The 18,724-nt window shown below is 51.9% G+C and carries 16 protein-coding genes and 1 pseudogene; 5 read left to right on the top strand and 12 right to left on the bottom strand.

Features of this window, described 5'->3' with window-relative positions; translation table 11 throughout:
* Positions 1-35: 35 nt before the first annotated feature.
* The 12 genes from SIC19_RS16385 to SIC19_RS16330 all read right to left on the bottom strand — a co-directional run bounded on the left by SIC19_RS16385 (position 36) and on the right by SIC19_RS16330 (position 14,695).
* Positions 36-1,190, bottom strand: coding sequence for a CapA family protein (locus SIC19_RS16385; protein WP_278367172.1), 1,155 nt, complete (start codon positions 1,188-1,190; stop codon positions 36-38).
* Positions 1,191-1,258: 68 nt separating this feature from the next.
* The gene (locus SIC19_RS16380; RefSeq protein ID WP_278367173.1) at positions 1,259-2,500 is read right to left on the bottom strand and encodes a glycosyltransferase; all 1,242 of its coding nucleotides are present in this window, start codon (positions 2,498-2,500) and stop codon (positions 1,259-1,261) included.
* A gap of 91 nt (positions 2,501-2,591) precedes the next feature.
* Positions 2,592-3,578 carry a class I SAM-dependent methyltransferase gene (locus SIC19_RS16375; RefSeq protein ID WP_278367174.1) on the bottom strand — a complete coding sequence of 329 codons (987 nt, stop codon included), beginning with the start codon at positions 3,576-3,578 and terminating at the stop codon, positions 2,592-2,594.
* 72 nt (positions 3,579-3,650) lie between these two features.
* Positions 3,651-5,447, bottom strand: a complete 1,797-nt coding sequence (locus SIC19_RS16370) for an ABC transporter ATP-binding protein (protein ID WP_278367175.1) — start codon at positions 5,445-5,447, stop codon at positions 3,651-3,653.
* 255 nt (positions 5,448-5,702) lie between these two features.
* Entirely contained in the window at positions 5,703-6,671 is a 969-nt protein-coding gene (locus tag SIC19_RS16365; RefSeq protein ID WP_278367176.1) for a Wzz/FepE/Etk N-terminal domain-containing protein, read from the bottom strand.
* A complete protein-coding gene (locus tag SIC19_RS16360; protein WP_278367177.1) occupies positions 6,671-9,268 on the bottom strand; it encodes an SLBB domain-containing protein in 2,598 nt (865 codons plus the stop codon). Before SIC19_RS16360 ends, SIC19_RS16365 begins: the two co-directional genes overlap by 1 nt.
* A 17-nt stretch (positions 9,269-9,285) precedes the next feature.
* The gene (locus SIC19_RS16355; RefSeq protein WP_278367178.1) at positions 9,286-10,779 is read right to left on the bottom strand and encodes a capsule assembly Wzi family protein; all 1,494 of its coding nucleotides are present in this window, start codon (positions 10,777-10,779) and stop codon (positions 9,286-9,288) included.
* A gap of 212 nt (positions 10,780-10,991) precedes the next feature.
* Positions 10,992-11,660, bottom strand: coding sequence for a lipopolysaccharide biosynthesis protein (locus tag SIC19_RS16350; protein ID WP_412535541.1), 669 nt, complete (start codon positions 11,658-11,660; stop codon positions 10,992-10,994).
* A 205-nt stretch (positions 11,661-11,865) separates the two neighbouring features.
* A complete protein-coding gene (rfaH, locus tag SIC19_RS16345) occupies positions 11,866-12,357 on the bottom strand; it encodes a transcription/translation regulatory transformer protein RfaH (RefSeq protein ID WP_278367180.1) in 492 nt (163 codons plus the stop codon).
* The gene (gene cysQ, locus SIC19_RS16340; protein WP_278367181.1) at positions 12,354-13,121 is read right to left on the bottom strand and encodes a 3'(2'),5'-bisphosphate nucleotidase CysQ; all 768 of its coding nucleotides are present in this window, start codon (positions 13,119-13,121) and stop codon (positions 12,354-12,356) included. The genes rfaH and cysQ overlap by 4 nt, the downstream gene beginning before the upstream one ends.
* A 281-nt stretch (positions 13,122-13,402) precedes the next feature.
* Positions 13,403-13,846, bottom strand: coding sequence for a pilin (locus tag SIC19_RS16335; RefSeq protein ID WP_075196486.1), 444 nt, complete (start codon positions 13,844-13,846; stop codon positions 13,403-13,405).
* Between the two features lie 30 nt (positions 13,847-13,876).
* A complete protein-coding gene (locus tag SIC19_RS16330) occupies positions 13,877-14,695 on the bottom strand; it encodes an O-antigen ligase family protein (RefSeq protein WP_412535540.1) in 819 nt (272 codons plus the stop codon).
* On the opposite strand from SIC19_RS16330, the pseudogene SIC19_RS16325 reads away from it, so the two are divergent.
* The 5 genes and pseudogenes from SIC19_RS16325 to tsaA form a co-directional block, all read left to right on the top strand.
* Positions 14,694-15,185 (top strand): annotated as a pseudogene (locus SIC19_RS16325) (ATPase, T2SS/T4P/T4SS family); the annotation flags it as partial. The gene SIC19_RS16330 and the pseudogene SIC19_RS16325 overlap by 2 nt on opposite strands.
* 2 nt (positions 15,186-15,187) lie before the next feature.
* Positions 15,188-16,408: a type II secretion system F family protein gene (locus tag SIC19_RS16320; protein ID WP_278367186.1), complete on the top strand. Its 1,221-nt coding sequence runs from the start codon at positions 15,188-15,190 to the stop codon at positions 16,406-16,408.
* A gap of 84 nt (positions 16,409-16,492) precedes the next feature.
* Positions 16,493-17,368 carry a prepilin peptidase gene (locus tag SIC19_RS16315; protein ID WP_278367188.1) on the top strand — a complete coding sequence of 292 codons (876 nt, stop codon included), beginning with the start codon at positions 16,493-16,495 and terminating at the stop codon, positions 17,366-17,368.
* Entirely contained in the window at positions 17,369-17,971 is a 603-nt protein-coding gene (gene coaE / locus SIC19_RS16310) for a dephospho-CoA kinase (protein WP_278367190.1), read from the top strand.
* 5 nt (positions 17,972-17,976) lie between these two features.
* On the top strand, positions 17,977-18,723 hold the full coding sequence (tsaA, locus tag SIC19_RS16305) for a tRNA (N6-threonylcarbamoyladenosine(37)-N6)-methyltransferase TrmO (protein ID WP_278367192.1): 747 nt from the start codon (positions 17,977-17,979) through the stop codon (positions 18,721-18,723).
* Position 18,724 lies beyond the last annotated feature (1 nt).

The following is an 18,724-nucleotide window of genomic DNA, read 5'->3' as shown; positions in this document are numbered from 1 at the left end:
GCAACTTTATAGGGCTCTCCCCCGGAGAAAACGAACTAATCATTGCGGGATGTACTTCGAGATTCAAGAGAGTATATCAGCAACTCTCTATGGGACTGACAACGCAGCAAATTAAGCTTGGACAGGCTATTTCGTTTGTTATAGAAAATTCGTGTTATGGGGATATAGCGCGATAAAAAGTTCAATCCTCTCATTGTGAACGGAAAAAACATTTTCAAGAGGTAACCGTCTGCTTTCTTTCTTACGAAAGAATCCCACTCTTGCAGCCACTCGCTTTCATTTCCAAGCTTCTCACGATAATGCTCAACCTTTCTCAATAACTCTTCTTTTCTGTCACCTTTCAGTAGCCTTACTCCACCGAGCTGAACTGATTGCTCGTATGGAATTAGTTCAATTGAGGCGAACGCCTTGCTCTCCACATCAAAAATAAGTTTCGCCATGTATCCAAAATTCCAATCTTTTGGAGGATTCCCGTGGTCAAATAAAAAATTTCCCAAGGAGTAAACGATAGGCTTGCCTTTATAAAGCTCATAAGCACCAGGGACGTGCGGATGGTGACACAGCACCGCATCGACTCCCAGATCTATGAAATGCTGCAACATCTTCCGGTGACGGGGCCGAGGATAGGGGAGGTATTCGTTCCCGCCATGCAATGTAAGAATGACTATGTCAGCGAGTGATTTAGCGGTTTGAATCTGATGGTAATTATCAACAAGGTCGATCGGTGCAGAACCAGCACCGCCGCATTCAGATTGGTTGAATTCGTGTTCTGCAATAGCTATGACGGCAACTTTAACGCCGTCCAATTCTTTAATGAAGACCTTCTGCGCTTCAGTGATCGTCGCCCCCGCGCCCACCGTTGGCAGGCCGATCGATGCGCAGGCATCCAAGGTGCTTCTTAATCCGTCTTGACCGTAATCCAGGATGTGATTATTCGCTAACCCCACAACAGAAAAGGCGCCTATTGCGCTTATGCACTCCGGATTAGCCTTTAAAACTGGACCATCTTTACTTATCGGATCATTGCTGTTGGTGAGGGGGCATTCCAGATTTACAAATGCCAAGTCAGCGCTCTGAATCAACGGCAACGCATCGCCTAGAACTTGCTCCTCCTTCTCAAGTACAGGATTTTCGAACGCTCGACAAGGAGCAAAATCACCACTGAACAAAATGGATAAAGTATCTTTCATAGATTTCACCCCCTAAGCGGGCTTATAAACCTCAGAAAACCGATTTGATTACAAAACAATCTGGAACTTTATAACTCTGTTAAAAATCTAGGATAGTCGATGTTCACAACATTCGTTAAATTCATACTCTCGTGAAAACTTACTGCTAAAGCATTTCGTTCTGAATAATCTGGCAAATTAGCTACGATATGCTCTATTTTTTCCTCTATCTCCACGTCCGTGCCTAAATTATCATCTACAAATACTCCCATATCGTTCATTTTAATGAAGTCATTCAGATTGCGTGAGTTAGCACCCGTGGTTACAACGGGAAGGCCGGAAGCCAAATATTCACCAAGCTTTCCGGAGGTGACAACCTTATTCATTATATGACTATGTCGGAGGAATAGACCTAGGTCAGAAGCCGACAAATATTTATAGACTTCTTCATGAGGTACATTTTTTAAAACAAGCCGATCCTCGACATTGAAATTCTTGGCCTCATCTTTCACGAGCTTGAAATCTTCGACTCGAGTGAGCACTAGGAATCTGGCTGTCGGGTAAACTTCAGAAATCTCTTTAAAAACTTTGAACATTCCCGAGAGCCTCTGCCATGTACAGGTTACATTGCCCACGTACACAAATATAATCTTGTCATCAACACCGAGATTTTTCCGGATTTCCGCACGAGCATTTCGGTCAAAGAAAACATCATCTGGAAGAGGCAAAGTGGGAAAAATGAACATCTTCTTCCTGCCAACAAGGCGCTGGGTCCATAGCTCGGCATGTTCTTTCGACATCAGTATCAAAGCATCGGCATTCTGTGCTTTGAAAAAATCAAAGAATGCAATAATTTTATACTTTATGACATTAGATAATTTTTTAGGATAGTCTGGAGGACGGTCAGGATCACAAAACTCTTTGTTATAGATGAACTCCGATCTATTATCGCCCTCAAATTCCTGGGCTATTTTTAACCTAGCGCTTAAGAAAAGACATTTTCTAAGAATTATCAGGGGCACCGTGGTCTCTCTGAGAGCATGAACTATTACATGCCTTTTTAATGCCAACTCCCGATAAAAATATTTCGCCATTAAAAATGATTTAGAAATCTTTCTTTTATAGGTAACAATATCGAAATCATCTGAATTCACTGATTTATAAGCTTCTTTCCTAGCCTGAAACAAACTCTCTGGCACAAATGCTACTGCCTTTGCCGACACTTTTACACTTCTCAGGGCTGCTAACTTACGTTCGTGAAAATGCCGATGGCCGAAAAAATTTGGCGGCACCAGCAGAAACACGACCTTTTTTCGGCTCTTTTCATTCATTGCGATAGACTTTCCTAAACTCTCTGCATAAGGTAAGGAATATAAGTTGAAATTATTCGTACTCTTATATCTCGCACTTAATTATGAAGTGTCATTTTTCCAGAATGATCATCTGGCTAACACCCGTTTGTTTTTTGAACGCCAGCTTTGTTACGCAGGAAGCATTACGCACCACGGTGACTAACAAAAATATAGCAGTAGCAATCTTTTTTGTGACGCGACTCGAGAAAATATTCCTTGTTTTTAAATAAAATTCATTATGTCTCAGCGCCATGTATGCAAACCGTAAAACTCTTCTATAACCTTTGCTTTTCTCCACTTGGTAAAAATTCACTTTAAAGCCATTATTTTTAGCCAAGATTCTCAAAGATTGTTGACTGAATCGGCTGATATGAACAGGTGGCATGTCTTCGTGCACACCTGCCTGATCATATAATTTTCTTTGTAGAAAGTTAGGAACCGTTATAATCAGAAGGCCGCCGTCTTTCAGACTATCCCGGACAAGTTTCAACAAGCTGTTGAAATCATCAATGTGTTCCAAAACCTGAAACATGCAAACGTAGTCAAGGGAATCTGGCCCTAGCTCTTTAACTCCCTGAAGACTGGAGTACGAACTGACGCCAAAATCAGATAGGTATTTACGACACTCGTCCGAATACTCAATGGCATATAGCTGAGCCTTTCCTGAAAAACATTCATCAATTTTTTTCAAAAAATGACCGGACCCTGAGCCGATATCCAATAGATTAAACTGGCCACTCTCCTTTGGTATGAGCTTGAAGGCCTCTTGAAAATCCCATTTCCAGAATGGCTGATCTATTTTTGATTGGGAATACAAAATGTTATAGAGATGAGAATCCGCTGCCTTGAATGGTGAAGAAAACTCGAAGCCGCATTCATTACAGTGTTTGTAAAATGCTGATTCACTCTCCCAAATAATATTTTCAATGTATTGAGAAACCTTTGTTAAAAGAGTTTTATCTTGATTTCCCTCCAATACATGCATCGCCGCCTCTTGGCTAGAATGCTGCCGGATAACAGTCAGGCTAGCTGAATTACATATGGGACATTTTTTCATTTACTATTTCTCGGCGTTTTGAGAGATTTGTTCCAAATTAGGCTATTCGCTTGAACTGGCTATGACGCTAGATTAGGCGTTGTCTGCCATGCGTCGAAAAATCGGGCTTCTCAACGCGAGATCGTTATAAGAGCCGTGATCCGTCAATTCACCTTTCTCCAATAAGTAGATAGTTTCACATTGGCGCACTGTTGCTAGACGGTGGGCAATCATAATAATGGTTTTCTTGCCCGAAAAATCATGAATGGCGTCCATAATGAGCTTTTCGGTGATGCCGTCCAGCGCGCTTGTCGCCTCGTCCAGTACCAACACATCGGCATCGTTATATAGAGCTCTGGCGATTCCGATTCTCTGTTTTTGGCCGCCCGAGAGCTGAACACCTCGCTCCCCTACTTCTGTATCTAACCCGCGCGGGAGCTCGGCTAATAACTCGTCCAAGTGGGCCATTTTAGCGGCTCGTCTGACGCTCTCTTCGTCTATTGCGTCGAAAGGCAAGCCAAAAGCGATATTTTCTCTAATGGAGCTGTCCGCCAGAAATATTGATTGCGGTACAAAGCCGACTGTATTTTGCCAAGCCCGACGCTTCTCATTGGTAAGCGGCTCTCCGTCGATGAACAAACTTCCTTCCTGTGGCTCAATAAGTCCTAGTAGCAAATCGATGGCGGTAGATTTACCAGACCCAGAGGCACCAACCAAACCAATTACACCATTGGCGGGAATTCGCATGTCGATATTGTTGAGCGCGGGTTCCTCTTTACCAGGGTACCTGAATAGTACGTTGCTCAGGCGTACCTCCTGCTGCGGGACCAGGCGTTCATTCGATTGCGCGACTGCTCTAGCTGACTCCAGACTGCTAGCCCGGAGATCGTCGCGGACAGTGTCAAACGCCGCTAAATTACCTCTGATTTGGGATAGCCCAGCGTATGCTTGCTGGAACGCAGGCAACATTTTCATTCCGGCCAAAGCATAGACGGATAATACCGGGAGGATTGCGCCCAAATTACCCTCATGGGTCCCGAGTAGGTACAAAACCAAAAATATTACACTTCCAAATGCTACTAGTTCCATCGCGTAGCGGGGAGCTTGCGCCAACGCCATATTAGCACCCTGAGCAGCAGCATATTTGTCACAGGCGGTTTTGAAGCGATTTGTGAAACCGTCTTGCCGGCCGAGTAGCAAGACATCTTTAATGCCTCCAAAGCCTTCACCCATAAGTTTGAAGCGCATTTGCTGCGCTTCGCTTATCGAGCGGCCATTCCAAATAAGGCGGCGGCGCACGACCTTATACAGCAGCCAATAGGCGCTAGAAAAAATCACCAGGCCAGAGACTGCTACAGCGGGATTGTAAAGAAAAACGGCCACCGCCATGAACAGAGCCATGACCAGCTTCGCATTCATTTGCATCAGCGGGTTAATGATTTGGTTTGTGATTCTCTGTACTTCCTGAGCGATGCGGTTCGTTAGCTGGCTGCTGCTACCGGTAGCGTGAAAAAGCCACGGTTGTTGCACATAGTGCCGAAACAAGCGGTTGGCCAATTCCGCGCCTACCTGCGCACCGTACATGGATAGGCGCCAGATAGTGAACATGGAAATACACGTGGCCAGTGCGAGAAACAAAACAATAAAAATGCCCAGCCAAAACAAGAAGTCGCGTGGGCTTTCCAAGCCGGTACCGCGATAAATTTCTGCCAGGAAGCCTTCCCCTTCCAACTGGGAGATTTCCCCTACCAAGGCCATAAACGGGCCGATGGAGACGACGCCAGCGATCTCGGCGAAAGACATAAGTACGACCAGGATTTGCAGACGTATGAGCTTTTTCCGTTGGTCGATCGTTAGTAAGGAGTAGAGCTCTTTTAATTGGCTGAACATTGGTGCCTATGAGTTAGGAGTAAATGAGGCATAAGCCCTCTTAATTAGGACTTGGCCTTTGGTTGTTTGCTGGCAGGACGGGCCGCTAGGAGACTCGCCATTGTTGCACGATTTGAGTTTGCCAAACGGTACTACGTACTTTCATTTGCAAGAAAGACGTTGCGTCCGGTATACAGAGCCGAGTTTCGTTTTGCTCTGACCGATGTACGGCTTTCGGAAATAGTCATTGACTTTTAAATACCGTCTAAAGTCGTTTTATCCTTTACGCGTGAGCTCAGGCTCTTTGCCACTGCGCAGCATGGCTCGAACGAATACGATGAATACACTGAGCATACCGCCAACCATGGTCACCACGACAGCTATAAGAACACGCTTCGGTTCGCTCTTTTCTTGGGGAACCACAGCCGGGTCTACGGTTTTGAAGACGTATTCTTGCTGCGCGTTTGCCAGCATCACCGTTCGTGTTTCACTTTCTATCAACTGATAAAACACTTGTTGCATGCCGGCGATGTTGGTTTCATCCAGCTTGGCTTCCAGATAATTAATGCTGGCTTCTGCGTCTTCGATATCCTGGGCTCGCATGTGTTCGTTTATGTCTTTTACCAGCCATTCGGTCCATTGTTTTGCAGCCACCGGCGAAAGGCTTTTAACACTCACAGTTACCATGCCGTTATCTTGATTTTCGCTTACGCTTAGATGGCTTTGCTTGAACTTCTTTACGAGGTCCCAGTTGGTTGGCTCCAAGCTCTCACCGTCTTCATCGGTGCCCCACTCTCTCGTCTCTGGGTTGTAAATTTCCCGGTTATAGACCCATTTGCTCTGTCGAATATTCCATGCTTCCGTCGCCATTAGCTGTGCCGCGAGTTCATGGCGACGAATGAAATCAGTCAGAAACACCCGCGACTGAAGCACTTCTTTGGCGATAACCGTATTGCTGGAGCCGTCCTCACTTATGTTTACACCGGCAAGGCTGGCCAGGCTGCCTAGCTGTCCACCAAGCCGGCCACTATTATCTCCATCCGCAGGCGCTAGAAGAGCATTGGCTTGGTAGATGTCGGGTTTGTAAAGCGCATAGGCAACGCCGCTTGCAGCGAACAGTATGGTCACCAGGATGACTATCCACTTACCCACCCATAGGGTGGCAAAGAGTTCCCGAAGGTCAATCTCATCATCCGGGTAATGTCTGGTCTCTGGCGGTTCTGGTACACGCTCGTAACGGGTCATTACAGGTTCCCCACAGCCGCTGCACCCAGCGCCATCTGATAAACGATCTGGCTCACGTTACTCCACAGCTCCAACTGATTCAGTCTGTCCACATCAATGGGCACAATAATGGTGTCGCCCGGCGCCAATTGCTGGCTGCGCCCGCCGAACCAGCGGCTTTTCTCTGGCAGCATTACCGAGCCGTCGGCCTTCACTACGTACACCCTTTCCTCATCCGCCTGGCGGGTTGGGCCGCCGCTGCGTTCCAAGTAGTCATCCACGGTCAACCCTGCGCTGTGCAGGTGACTGGTGGGGAACTGGACTTCACCAAATACACTAACCGCTTGCGGGATGATTGGCACGGTTAGGATGTCACCGTCCTGAAGGCGAATGGGCTGATAGTCGTCGCTGCCCACAACCGCCGCTAGGTTGATCACCATTCGCCCGACGGGGCGTGAATCCTGCACTTCTTCAAGCAGGTCCTGGACCTGCTTGGTGCGTTCCGCATTTTGGCCACCAAAGTCATCGCCTTCCAGTTGTACGCCTACCAAGTCACCCTGTAACCGCTCTTCGGCTTCACGTAGACGCTGGGCCTCCAGCTGGCGGAGTTTCTCCCGGGTGAATATAGCGCCTTCGGGGAAGGCGTTGTCGGTGAGGCCGCCAGCTCGTTTGATCACGTCTCTCAGGGTTTCTCCGTTGCGGATGGTGTATTCGCCCGGGTAGCGTACCTCACCATTCAGCACTATAGTCTTGGCTTGGGCGAACTCCGGTATGGATTTGATCAGCAAGCGGTCCCGGCTTTTGAGTGTTATCGATGACACGCCTTTCATAATGGCCTGCAGGTCCAGATTGTGAACTTTGGTTTCGCCAGTTCCTTCATCGTCTATGCCAAAGCGGGCCAGCTCGGCAGTGTACAGAGAAGCGGAGTCTTTCAAGCCGCCAGCGACATAGATGGCATCGGCCACTTTCCCGGAAGCTGGCAAGGGGTATTCGCCGGGGTATCGTACCGGGCCCGTTACCCTTATGGTTTGTTGTGGTGCGCCCGGTTTGGCCTGTGCTTTCAATCTTTGCAGCACCGGTGCAAACAACACTTCTCTGCTGAAGCGGCTGTAGTCTTCGTCGTCTTCATCTTGTATTCCAGTTTCGTTTGCTGATCGTTCCTGGTTCCGCCGCCTGGCTCCCTCGCGATTGCGCTCGTTGTCATTCTGGTCTTCGCTCCTGGCGCTTACCTTTCCTTCATCCGCAAAAATCAGGAATTGGTCTTTCTCCTGCAGACGAATATCATTCTCACCGCCCGGGTTATTCAGGGCTTGCCGCAGGCGCAGGTTGATGACCGATACGGTGTCGGTTTCCGGGTCTGTGCGCACAATGGCCGCATAGCGTTTGTCCGCTTCCCTGAGTAGATCGTTGTCCAGCGAACGAATCACGGAGCTTACCCGCATGCCCGGCACCCAGGCGTAACGGCCGGGGCGGGTGGCCGCACCTTTTACTTCCACGTACTGGCCGGTAATATCGGAAATAGAGGCGACTTCAATGCGGTCACCGGGGCGTACCCTCGCCTGCTTGCCTTTCTGGGTAGTGAGGTTGGCTTCGGCAATGATGCGAAGGAAGTCGTCATTGTTGCGTTCAATGCGTACCAATTGTGGGTAAGCCTGGGGCGTAAGGCCGCCAGCAAGATTGACCAGTTCCTGCAGATTGGTGTCACTTTTTAGTTCATAGAGCGCGGGGCGGTAAACTTCGCCTTCTATGCCTACGCGATCTCCCACGGGTGGGATAAAGATGACGTCACCAGGTTGCAGTCGGTTATCGTCGGAGGTGTCGCCCGCTAATAGCAAGTCGTAGAGATCCAGTTCACCGACCAGTTTTCCGTCCCGTTTGTGCTGGATTTTACGCAGGGAGCCAGTACGTTTGATGCCGCCAGACACATAAAGGGCATTGGTAATGGTGGAGAGAGAACTGACGGTATAAGAACCGGCATTTCTGGCCTCCCCCAGCACGAACACCCGCATGCTGCGCAGTTCTCCTAGGGAAACACTGGCCTGCACACCGATGTACTGCTCGGAGACCCGCTTCTTAATCTGCTGTCTGGCTTGGTCAAACGTCAGACCTGCAACGGTTTGGGGGCCTGACTGCGGAAAGCTCACGGTACCGTCCCGCGAAACAGGCAATTCCAGTTGCTGGTTTTCCTTGCCCCAGAGCTGTACCCGCAGTACATCGCCAGGGCCCAAGGTGTAGTTGTTGGGAATGGGAATTTCCGTCACTGGCGCAAATGTTGTGGGGCTTCCAACAAACAGATCGTACCCATAAGGCTTCAGGCCGCCGTTCTTGCGGTCCTGTTCATCGTTGTCGTCCTGCTCTTGCCGGGCGCGCTCCCTTTCTTCATCGGATATGGCGTCAACCGGCTCTACCACGTTTACATTTTGTGGCCGCTGCTTCTGCTGGCTCGCCGAGCCAGCAATGGAATCCAGATCCACCCCATACTGGCTGGCCAGGGCTTCCTGCTGGGCCCGTGGCATGCTTTTGAATTGTTCAATCTGGGACTGGCTTATGGATTGGGCGGCGGTAGTTACTGGCAATACAAGCGCCAGTGACGTCAGTAGTCGTTTAGTCAGGTTCACTTAGTCAAATCCGTTTTTTAGAAGCGGTAGCGCCAGGCAGCGCCGACAGACCATTGGTCCTTTTCGCCACCTAGGAGTTCAATTTTTTTATCGGTGGCCTGGGCGGTTAGGTCCAGCCAGCCGTTGAGAAATTGTGTGCCGTAACCCACGGAGGCGATGGCGGCTTTCTGATCGCCTTCTGGCACATTATAGAAAATATCGTCGTCCGGGATGACGGTGCGATTGGCACCGTCTTTGTTGAGATCCAGATAACCCAGGGATGCGGACAGGTTACGGCCATCGGGGAAGAAGTTAAATACGCCCAAAGTCAGGGTTTCCGCATCGCCGTCGAAGGTGGAGGCCATATTGCGGCCCTTGTGCCGGTAGCCGCTGCGGTAGCGGGAGTGGGTATAGGTGATGTTGGGCATGGCATTACCCAGAAAGTCATCGGCCAACGTGTTGGCGTACTCTACAAACCATTGCTGGTCACTCTCTAACAATTGAGTGGTCCAATCCGTGCCCAATAACCAGGATTTGCGAGCTGGAAAGGCACCGGCCTCATCTTCGCCCATCATCTGGCCGTAGACGCCCATGGCCTGGTCGCCGATGGAAAAACCGTAGCGCGCGTCAATACTGGCCAATTGGTTTCCGGGGTCGTTCTCTTCCAGTTGACCATTGTCTCGGCCGATCAGGGCGTTCCAGATGGTGGAGGCGCCTTCCGGCCGACCTTCGCCACCGAACATGATCGCGCGGGAGAAGCCGATATCTAGGCCGTCGATCGGCCTTACCGTCAGGCGCATGCCGATCATCTTGGCCTCGGGAACCGCACGTTCGCTTTCCAGTTGGCCGGCAAAAGTGGTGAACTGCCAGGGGCCGATCCATTTCAGCCAGCTCGTTTCCGGCTCTGCGGCGTCCTTACGGTTCAGCCATACTGCGGGCATGGGGCGAGCGTTGTTGGAAAGGATCAAGCTACTTTGCCACCCGGGCCCCCACCAGCGGTCGATGGCACCAGCGCCAAACACCCAGTTGCCGGCGGTTGCAGCGAGGTAAGAGCCGTCCAGGCGAAATGTATCGTCGTCTTCCGGGTTGGCTGCCAGGCCTGGTTTTATGCCGAAGGCCCAGGATTCACCCTGCCATTGCACATTGAGGCTGGTCTCGGCTGTTTCGCGTGGGCCAGCCTGAAAGCCTCTTACAAAGGTCGGTTCGCTGGTTGCGCCCAGTTCGTATTCCGCTCGCCAGCCCTGCTGGCCCTGTTCATCCATCTCGAACTTCAGGTAAGCCAATGGGCCGCCGATGGCTGGGGCATCGTTACCGGTTTCCCGGCCCAAGCCACTATGGACAGTACCCATCATCACCGGCCAGGTGGAGGTTGTGCGGTTCAGGTGCCCCCGGTCCGCCAGCTTTTGCAGGGCAAAGCGGGCACGGTTATCGCCAGGTTTCAGCCAAGGTGCCGAAAAGGCCGCAGAAGAATACGTGGCGGCAATCAGGCACGCTACCGCCCCACCGACCAGAGTCCAGTGTTTTGAGGTCATATACCGGCAACTTTCTGAAAAATGACAGGAAAAACGAGCAACACGGAGGGAACAACCTAATCCCAACTGTATCCCTGTCGGTTGATGAAGCTTCTGTGTCAAAAGCGTGACGATTTTACGGCATCCTATATGACACGCAAGTGACAATGCCCCTGACATGCCCCTTGTCAGGTGCGCTGAAATGAAGAATTGTCAAAGGCTCATAAATTTGATCACTCGCCAGCAAGCTGATTTCTAACCAGGCCAATAAACTCAGCGAGAAACGCAATAAATACCCCCGCCATCAACCCTAGCATTATTGATAGCACGACAATCAGGCTTCTCGACGTGCCCGCATTTTCACCGCTTTGCCTGCTAACGACCAGAGCCTCAAATGGTGACAACGATTGCAGATCCGATTCCAGTGCAAGCTGCTTTTCTACAGCGGACGCAATTGCATCGCCGGTGTTCTCCCCTTCTTCGAGCATTTTGATGGTCGAATCCAGGGACGCAATCTGCTTCTCAAGACTCTTGCGCAGCCTAGACAATGCCTGCTCTTGTTCAGAGCTTAGCCGTTCGATCAGCTTCCGATGATTCTTCTCTATAAGCTCTGCCAAGGGGGGCGAGGCTTCGGAAACGATTCTAACAAGTCCGGTATCCTTCGGGTTACTGGCGGTTAGTTTGAAAGGCAGGTTTCTGCTATTTTCTGCGTGATAGGTGGCCTGCAGATCCGGCACCCAGAGGCTGTCCAGTTCGGCGATGACGGTGCCAGGCTCCTCGATGAAATCCCCGTTCGCCTTTTCAGCCAATTTCACCAAGGTGACGTATTCGTGTTTCTCGGGCGCAAACAACGCGTACGCCACGCCTCCGAGAGAGACCACCACAAAAACGATGTAGAACACCCGCCTTCGCCTGAGGAACGTCCTGGCCAGATCAACCAGATTAATTTCGTCATCGTATTGAGGCCGTGATGGCCCTTGTGAGGGGTCTAGCATTCCGTAACCATCGTTTGTTAAGCGTTAATGACATTATGACCGTTTGAAGAACGAATAGAAGTGAACAAAAGTTCCTCTTTGAGCTAGGGCTGGCTTGTCGGGTTACGCTGCGCTAATCCGACTTACGTGGGTGGAGGGTGGATAGGGGAACTTTGACCGTTTGCTGCTTCTGCATGAAGCTGATCAAGACAATGGCACGCTCTTCGCCGTCGTAAGCCTGGAAGATGGCGCTGATACCCTTAAAGGGCCCGTCTTCCAGATCCACGGCCTGACCGGGTTTGATGCCACCCTGCTCTGCAACGGTGTGCAGACTGTATTTAACGTGCTGTATGACATCGTCCGAAATGGCGGCTGGTTTATTGGCAAAGCTGACGACCCGCAGGATGCCTCTCGTGGAGCGTAGCTTGGCCCACATGGGATCCGTTTGCTCCAGGTTCACAAACAGATAGCCGGGGAACAATGGCTCCAGCTTTTTGGTGCGCTTGCCAGCCTTGATTTTTTCCACCGTGATTTTCGGGTAGAAGCAGGCGATGTCCTGATTCTGCAGATGAGTCAGGGCGCGATCACCCTGGCTGGGTTTGTGCTGCAATGCGTACCAGGTCATTTGTACCAGTTACCAGCGGCAATGAAATTGGGATTGAGCACATCCTCCTTTCCGTACTGCAAAGGCCGGCCTTCCAGCGTTTCGACCTTGCCCCCGGCAGCCGAGAGCACGGCGTGGGCGGCACCTGTATCCCACTCGCAGGTTGGTCCCAACCTCGGGTAAATGTCCGCATGGCCTTCGGCAATCTTGCAGAACTTGAGGGAACTGCCAGCCTGCACCAGCTCATGAGCGCCAAGGTTTTCGATGAAAGCTTTGGTTTCGTCGTTCAAGTGATTCTTGCTGGCAACAACGCGCTTGGCCTCACCGGGCTCAACCACACTGATCCGCCGGGTGCGGCCTGTACGGTCCCGCTTGTAGGCGCCCTCGCCTTTCAAGCCCCAGTAGGCTTCTTTTAACGCAGGCGCTGTGACGACCCCGAGAATGGGTTCGCCGTTTTCGATCAAAGCGATGTTAACGGTGAATTCACCGGTGCGCTGAGTAAAGTCCTTGGTGCCATCAATCGGGTCAATCAGCCAGAAGCGCCGCCACTGTTTGCGCTCGCTCCAGGGGATCTCTGCACCCTCTTCTGAAAGCACGGGGATATCGTGGCTGAGGTTTCGCAGGCCTGCCACAATCACCCGATGGCTGGCGACGTCTGCCGCAGTAATCGGCGACTCGTCCGCCTTAAAATCGACCTTGAAGTCCGTCATGTAGATGCTGAGCACCTTTTCGCTGGCGGCGTCTGCGATTTTCAGGACATCGGGGAGGATGGAGCTGTAGTGCATGAGGGTCGGCTTCCTGCGTCAGGTCAATTACGTTTGCGCTATTATGGGCGATAGTGACGCAACACATCAAAACTAATGCGGAGGCACCTTTCATTGAAGGTTCGAGGGAAATACTGGGGTGGAGGGGTATTAGCTGACAATAACTCTCTCGATCTGCATAAAGTCTATACGTCACCCACGCCCACGGAGAAGCAGTTGCGAGCAACGTCAATAGAAAGCAAATCTGTAAGACTTCTTGGTTGGGGCACCGAAGTCAGGTGCTAGTTTGAAGCGGCCAAGACTTAAATGACTGCACAGCCTGACGGACTATAGCGGTCACTCCATCCAGGGGCGCCACTTGTGTCGACAATACAGCTCCAACTCCCCGTAACGGAGCGCTCCAGCCTTAAGACGACACCTGTCAGACTCCCGTGCGCATTGCCCCCCATGGTCACCTCAATGTGACCAGAACCGTCAGGATTCAGCACAGCGATATCGATAGCGGCTGTACCCGTTGTTAACGGTGAGGGGGAATAACCAATATCAGAATTAACCAATGCTCCGCTCTGGGACAAGCGTTCCTCTACAGCAGTTTTGTAAGCCGACAACTCTCCAAGCGCTTGATTTACCTGAGACTGCATAACATATCCCTGGTAGCTTGGTATGGCAATTGCCGCAATAATGCCGACGATCGCCACAACAATCATGAGCTCAATCAAGGTAAATCCGCTGTTTTTTCCAATCATATTACGTATTCCAGAAATCGAGACATACCTTCATTCAGCAAAACCCGGACCAACCTCACCAGGTATTGGGCGCGGGAAAAATCCATGTAGCCAGAAGCGCGGCAAAAGAGGAGCATTCTGGCTTTCAACATAAACCCTCAAGTCCTCCGTCATCGCTTCGTGATAGCGCCAAACCTCCTGTATCCACAAAATACCAAAAAATAATACGAAAGGTGCAAGCAGCATACTCGGGCGGACCCAACGTTTTACCTCCCCGCTAATAATCTTCGAGTCCGAATCAGTCGTGACCATTGGTAACGATAAAGCCCAAAAAATAGCCAGCACCAGCAAGGCTACAGACATTGTGGCGGGAACAAGAAAGACTGCAGAAACTCCAGCGTGAGCAAGACCCGCTACACATGAGGCAGTAAAAGCGACCACCAAAGAGGCTGCCCCCTGCATGCCCGACCCCATCAGTCTGCGCAGCGAAATAAGCCTTTTCACCTTCACGCAAATGAGAACAGCGACCAAACTTATCAACGCCCAGCCATACTCTGCCGCCCACATCAGATACATGTTGTGCGGATGCCCAAGAGTCCGCGCAGCCAAATAGTTACTGGTAAGAGTGGTGTGAGTGAGCCATGACTGCGCTCCCATTCCCCACGGGAAGTTCTGCAAACTCATTTCCCATGCTTCGACCCAAAGCGGCAGACGCCCGGAACCACCGGAATGCAGACCACGAATCATGGTTTTCTCGAAAACCAGCTCTGGAATAGCCCAGGAAAGCAGACACCACAGAAGCCCACCTAGCAAAACGAATCTCAATGAAGCGGCTAGCCAGGGAATTGCCATCCGGCCGAAAAGGACCATTACTATCAATGCGGCACAAACAGGGCACCTGGTGCTCTCGACCCTGCACACCAACAGTGCTGCGGAAACGCTCACGCGCATGATGAACATGGGCGTTCCCTCCTTCAACATCGCCACGTCGGTCAGCCTGATCATTGCCCAGCGACTGGGCCGTCGGCTTTGTAATTCATGTCGACAACCTGCCGACATCCCCAAAGACGTGCTTTTAGCGGAGGGGTTCACACAGGAACAAATTGATACAGGGTTCACGTTGTACCGTCCCAAGGGCTGTGATAAATGCAATGGTGGATATAAAGGCCGCGTCGGGATTTACGAGGTGGTCAAGATTACCGAGGAGCTGGCGAACATGATTATGGAAGAAGCGAGCTCGATTAAAATTGCAAAGCAGGCACAGGCCGAAGGCTTCCCGAACTTGCGGCAGTCTGCCCTTAAAAAAGTCATTGAGGGCGTGACCAGTCTTGAGGAAGCCAACCGCGTGACGAAGGATTAAGCATGGCAGAGAAAGCAGAGAAACTTCAGGCGTTCGTCTGGGAAGGCAAAGACCGCAAGGGCAACAAAACCAAGGGCGAGGTGTCTGGCACCAACCTGGCTCTGGTGAAGGCCCAGTTGCGTAAGCAGGGCATTATTCCAGACAAGGTGAAGAAGAAACCAAAACCCCTGTTTGGCGGCAGCAAAAAGATCACGCCTTTCGACATCGCCATGCTTACTCGCCAGCTCGCCACCATGATGAAGGCTGGTGTTCCGCTGGTTCAGAGTTTCGATATTGTGGCTGACGGCCTTGAGAACAGGGGCCTTCAAGAGCTGGTTACCAACATCCGCAACGATATTTCCTCGGGCACCAGTTTCGCCGGCGCCCTGCGGAAGTATCCCAGGCATTTTGACGACCTGTACTGCAACCTGGTGGATTCCGGCGAAAAGGCCGGTGCACTGGAAAGCATGCTGGACCGCATCGCCACATATCTTGAGAAAACTGAAATTCTTAAGAAAAAAGTAAAGAAAGCGATGACCTACCCTGCTGCTATTGTTGTGGTCGCTATCGTCGTAACGGCCATCCTGCTGGTAAAAGTGGTACCCCAGTTCGAAAGCCTGTTTAAGGGCTTTGGTGCAGACCTGCCAGTATTTACACAGATGGTGGTCCGGTTGTCGGAATGGCTTCAGACTTGGTGGTTTGTGGTTTTGCTCGGCATTGTCGGCACTATCTTTCTGTTCAAGGAAGCTGTAAGACGATCTCAGAAATTCTCGGATCTCGTCGATAAATATGTGCTGAAACTGCCTGTCGTGGGCGAAATCCTGGATAAGTCGGCCGTTGCCAAGTTTGGGCGCGTACTTTCCACGACCTTTGCGGCTGGTGTTCCGCTCGTTGATGCGCTCGACTCCGTTGCCGGCGCGACCGGCAACGCCGTTTATCGGGATGCTATCCAGCGAATAAAAAACGATGTTTCGAGCGGTACCCAATTACAGGCCACCATGCGCCAACAGGATGTGTTCCCGGTTATGGCCGTGCAATTGACTGCCATTGGTGAAGAATCCGGTAACCTGGATGAAATGCTGGAGAAAGTCGCCGTCCATTACGAAGCGGTGGTGGATGACATGGTCGACAACCTCACAGCCCTGCTGGAGCCGATCATCATGGCGGTACTGGGCGTACTCGTAGGCGGCTTGATCATCGCTATGTACCTGCCGATCTTCCAGATGGGTCAGGTGGTTGGCTGATCACGCCCTTCCTTTCACCAACCCCTCTCCCCACCCCTCTTCCGCAATGGGAGGGGGGGTTGATGGCACAGATTGAGAGTTTTGATGATTTCCGTTGATACGTTCCTGGCCACGCCCTGGCTTCTCTATACCGCAGTCATTTTCTTCTCCCTCTGCATCGGTAGCTTCCTGAATGTGGTGATCCTTCGCCTGCCGAAGATGATGCAGCAGGACTGGCGCTGCCAATGCGAAGAGTTCCTGGAGCTATCAGACGATCAACGCAAGAACGATGAGCCGATTACGCTCTCCAAACCTGCCTCCACCTGCCCTTCCTGCGGTCACGGGATTCGCGCCTGGGAAAACGTCCCGGTCATCAGCTACCTGGTTTTGGGCGGCAAATGCGCATCATGCAAAGCGGGCATTTCACCGCGATACCCAATCATTGAGGCAATTACCGCGCTGTTTTCGGTGGTGACCATTCTGGTCATGGGGCCGTCTGAGGCTGCACTATGGTCGCTGTTGCTGGTTTGGGTGCTGATCGCGCTGACGGTGATCGATTTCGACACCCAGTTGTTGCCAGACAGCATGACGCTGCCCCTCATGTGGCTGGGGCTAATCCTGAATTACTTCGGCGTGCTGACGGATTTCAGCAGTGCCTTCTGGGGCGCGGTGGCAGGCTATCTGTCGCTGTGGTCGGTGTACTGGCTGTTCAAGTTGGTAACCGGCAAGGAGGGCATGGGCCACGGCGATTTCAAGTTATTGGCGGCGCTGGGCGCCTGGCTGGGCTGGGAATTGCTGCCGGCGGTGATTTTGTTGTCGTCTTTGGTCGGTGCCGTTGTGGGGATTAGTTTGATGGTGTTCCGCAAGCACGGCCGCGAAGTGCCAATTCCGTTCGGGCCCTATTTGGCGGCGGCGGGTTTGCTCTGCCTTTGGTTTGGGGCAGAAATTCAGGCAGCCTGGTTTACCTATCTGGGGGTTTGAATGGCAGTCGTAGGCCTTACCGGCGGAATCGGTTCTGGCAAATCCACGGTTGCACGGCTGTTCGGAGCACTGGGTGTGCACTGGGTGGATGCGGATGATGTTGCCCGCGAAGTCGTCGAACCCGGCACACCTGCCCTTGAAAAGGTTGCGGAGCATTTTGGGCAGGAGATCCTGCTGCCGGGTGGCGGCCTGGACCGTGCGGCGCTGAGGCGAATCGTATTCGATGCGCCGGAGGAACGCGCTTGGCTCGAGGGGCTGTTGCACCCGGTGATCCGTGAGGAGCTGATGCGGCAACTGCGTCCGGATAACTATTCCCTACCCTATGTACTTCTGGTGTCGCCTTTGTTGTTGGAAACCGACCAGCATGAGCTGGCCGAGAAAGTCGTCGTGGTGGATGTGCCGGTCGATGTGCAGATCCAGAGAACCATGGCCAGGGATACCAACGACAGAGAGCAGGTTGAACGCATCATCGCCGCTCAGATGCCGCGAGAACAACGACTCCGGAAAGCCGATGACGTGGTGGACAACAACCTGGCTATAATGGATGTTGAGCGTCAGGTTGAACAGTTACACCAGACGTTCCTGGCAGCCTTTGGGCGCTAGTGTCTATGAGCCGACACCCCTCCCGCCCCGCCGTTGATGCCTTGACGCTGACCCCCATCGCTATTACCCGTTCCTGCTTCCGGGACAAGTTTGGTGTACCCCGACAACCAGGACTGACCCGCTTTGCCCACGCTGACCTGGTCATCCAATCGCCCTTCGATCGCGAGGATGCGTTCCGAGGGTTGGAGACGGCCAGTCACCTGTGGCTGACGTTCCAGTTCCATGAGGCGGTACGGGCGGAATGGCGGCCAGTGGTTCGGCCACCCCGGCTGGGAGGCAACAAAAAGATAGGTGTGTTTGCCAGCCGGTCACCTTTCCGGCCCAACAGCCTGGGATTGTCAGTCGTGCGAAATGAAGGACTGACGCGGGATGCAGACGGTCGCCTTATTTTGCGGATTGGGGACCACGATCTTATCGACGGCACCCCCATCCTGGACATCAAGCCCTATCTGCCATTTGCAGATTCAGTGCCGGAAGCCACCCTGGGTTGGGCGGAGTCCGCACCGACGGATCGTCTACCGGTAGTGTTCCTGGATGAGGCTGACCAACAGCTCGCAGCCTTGCCAGCGGATCAGTATCCGGATTTCCGAGACTTGATAGAAGATGTGGTGAGCTACGACCCTCGCCCGTCGTTCCGGCGTGGCCGGGATGAAGAACGGATATACGGAGCGCATTTGTACGATCTGAACGTGCGCTTCCGCTTTATCCATGATGAATCACAGGAACGTGTCGAAGTGCTAACGGTCTGTTAAA

Origin of the sequence: Marinobacter sp. MIT930201, assembly GCF_047122665.1 — a bacterium.
Classification (GTDB): Bacteria; Pseudomonadota; Gammaproteobacteria; order Pseudomonadales; family Oleiphilaceae; genus Marinobacter; species Marinobacter salarius.
Note: the sequence above shows the minus strand (reverse complement) of the source record. Positions and strands in the feature narration are given on the sequence as shown.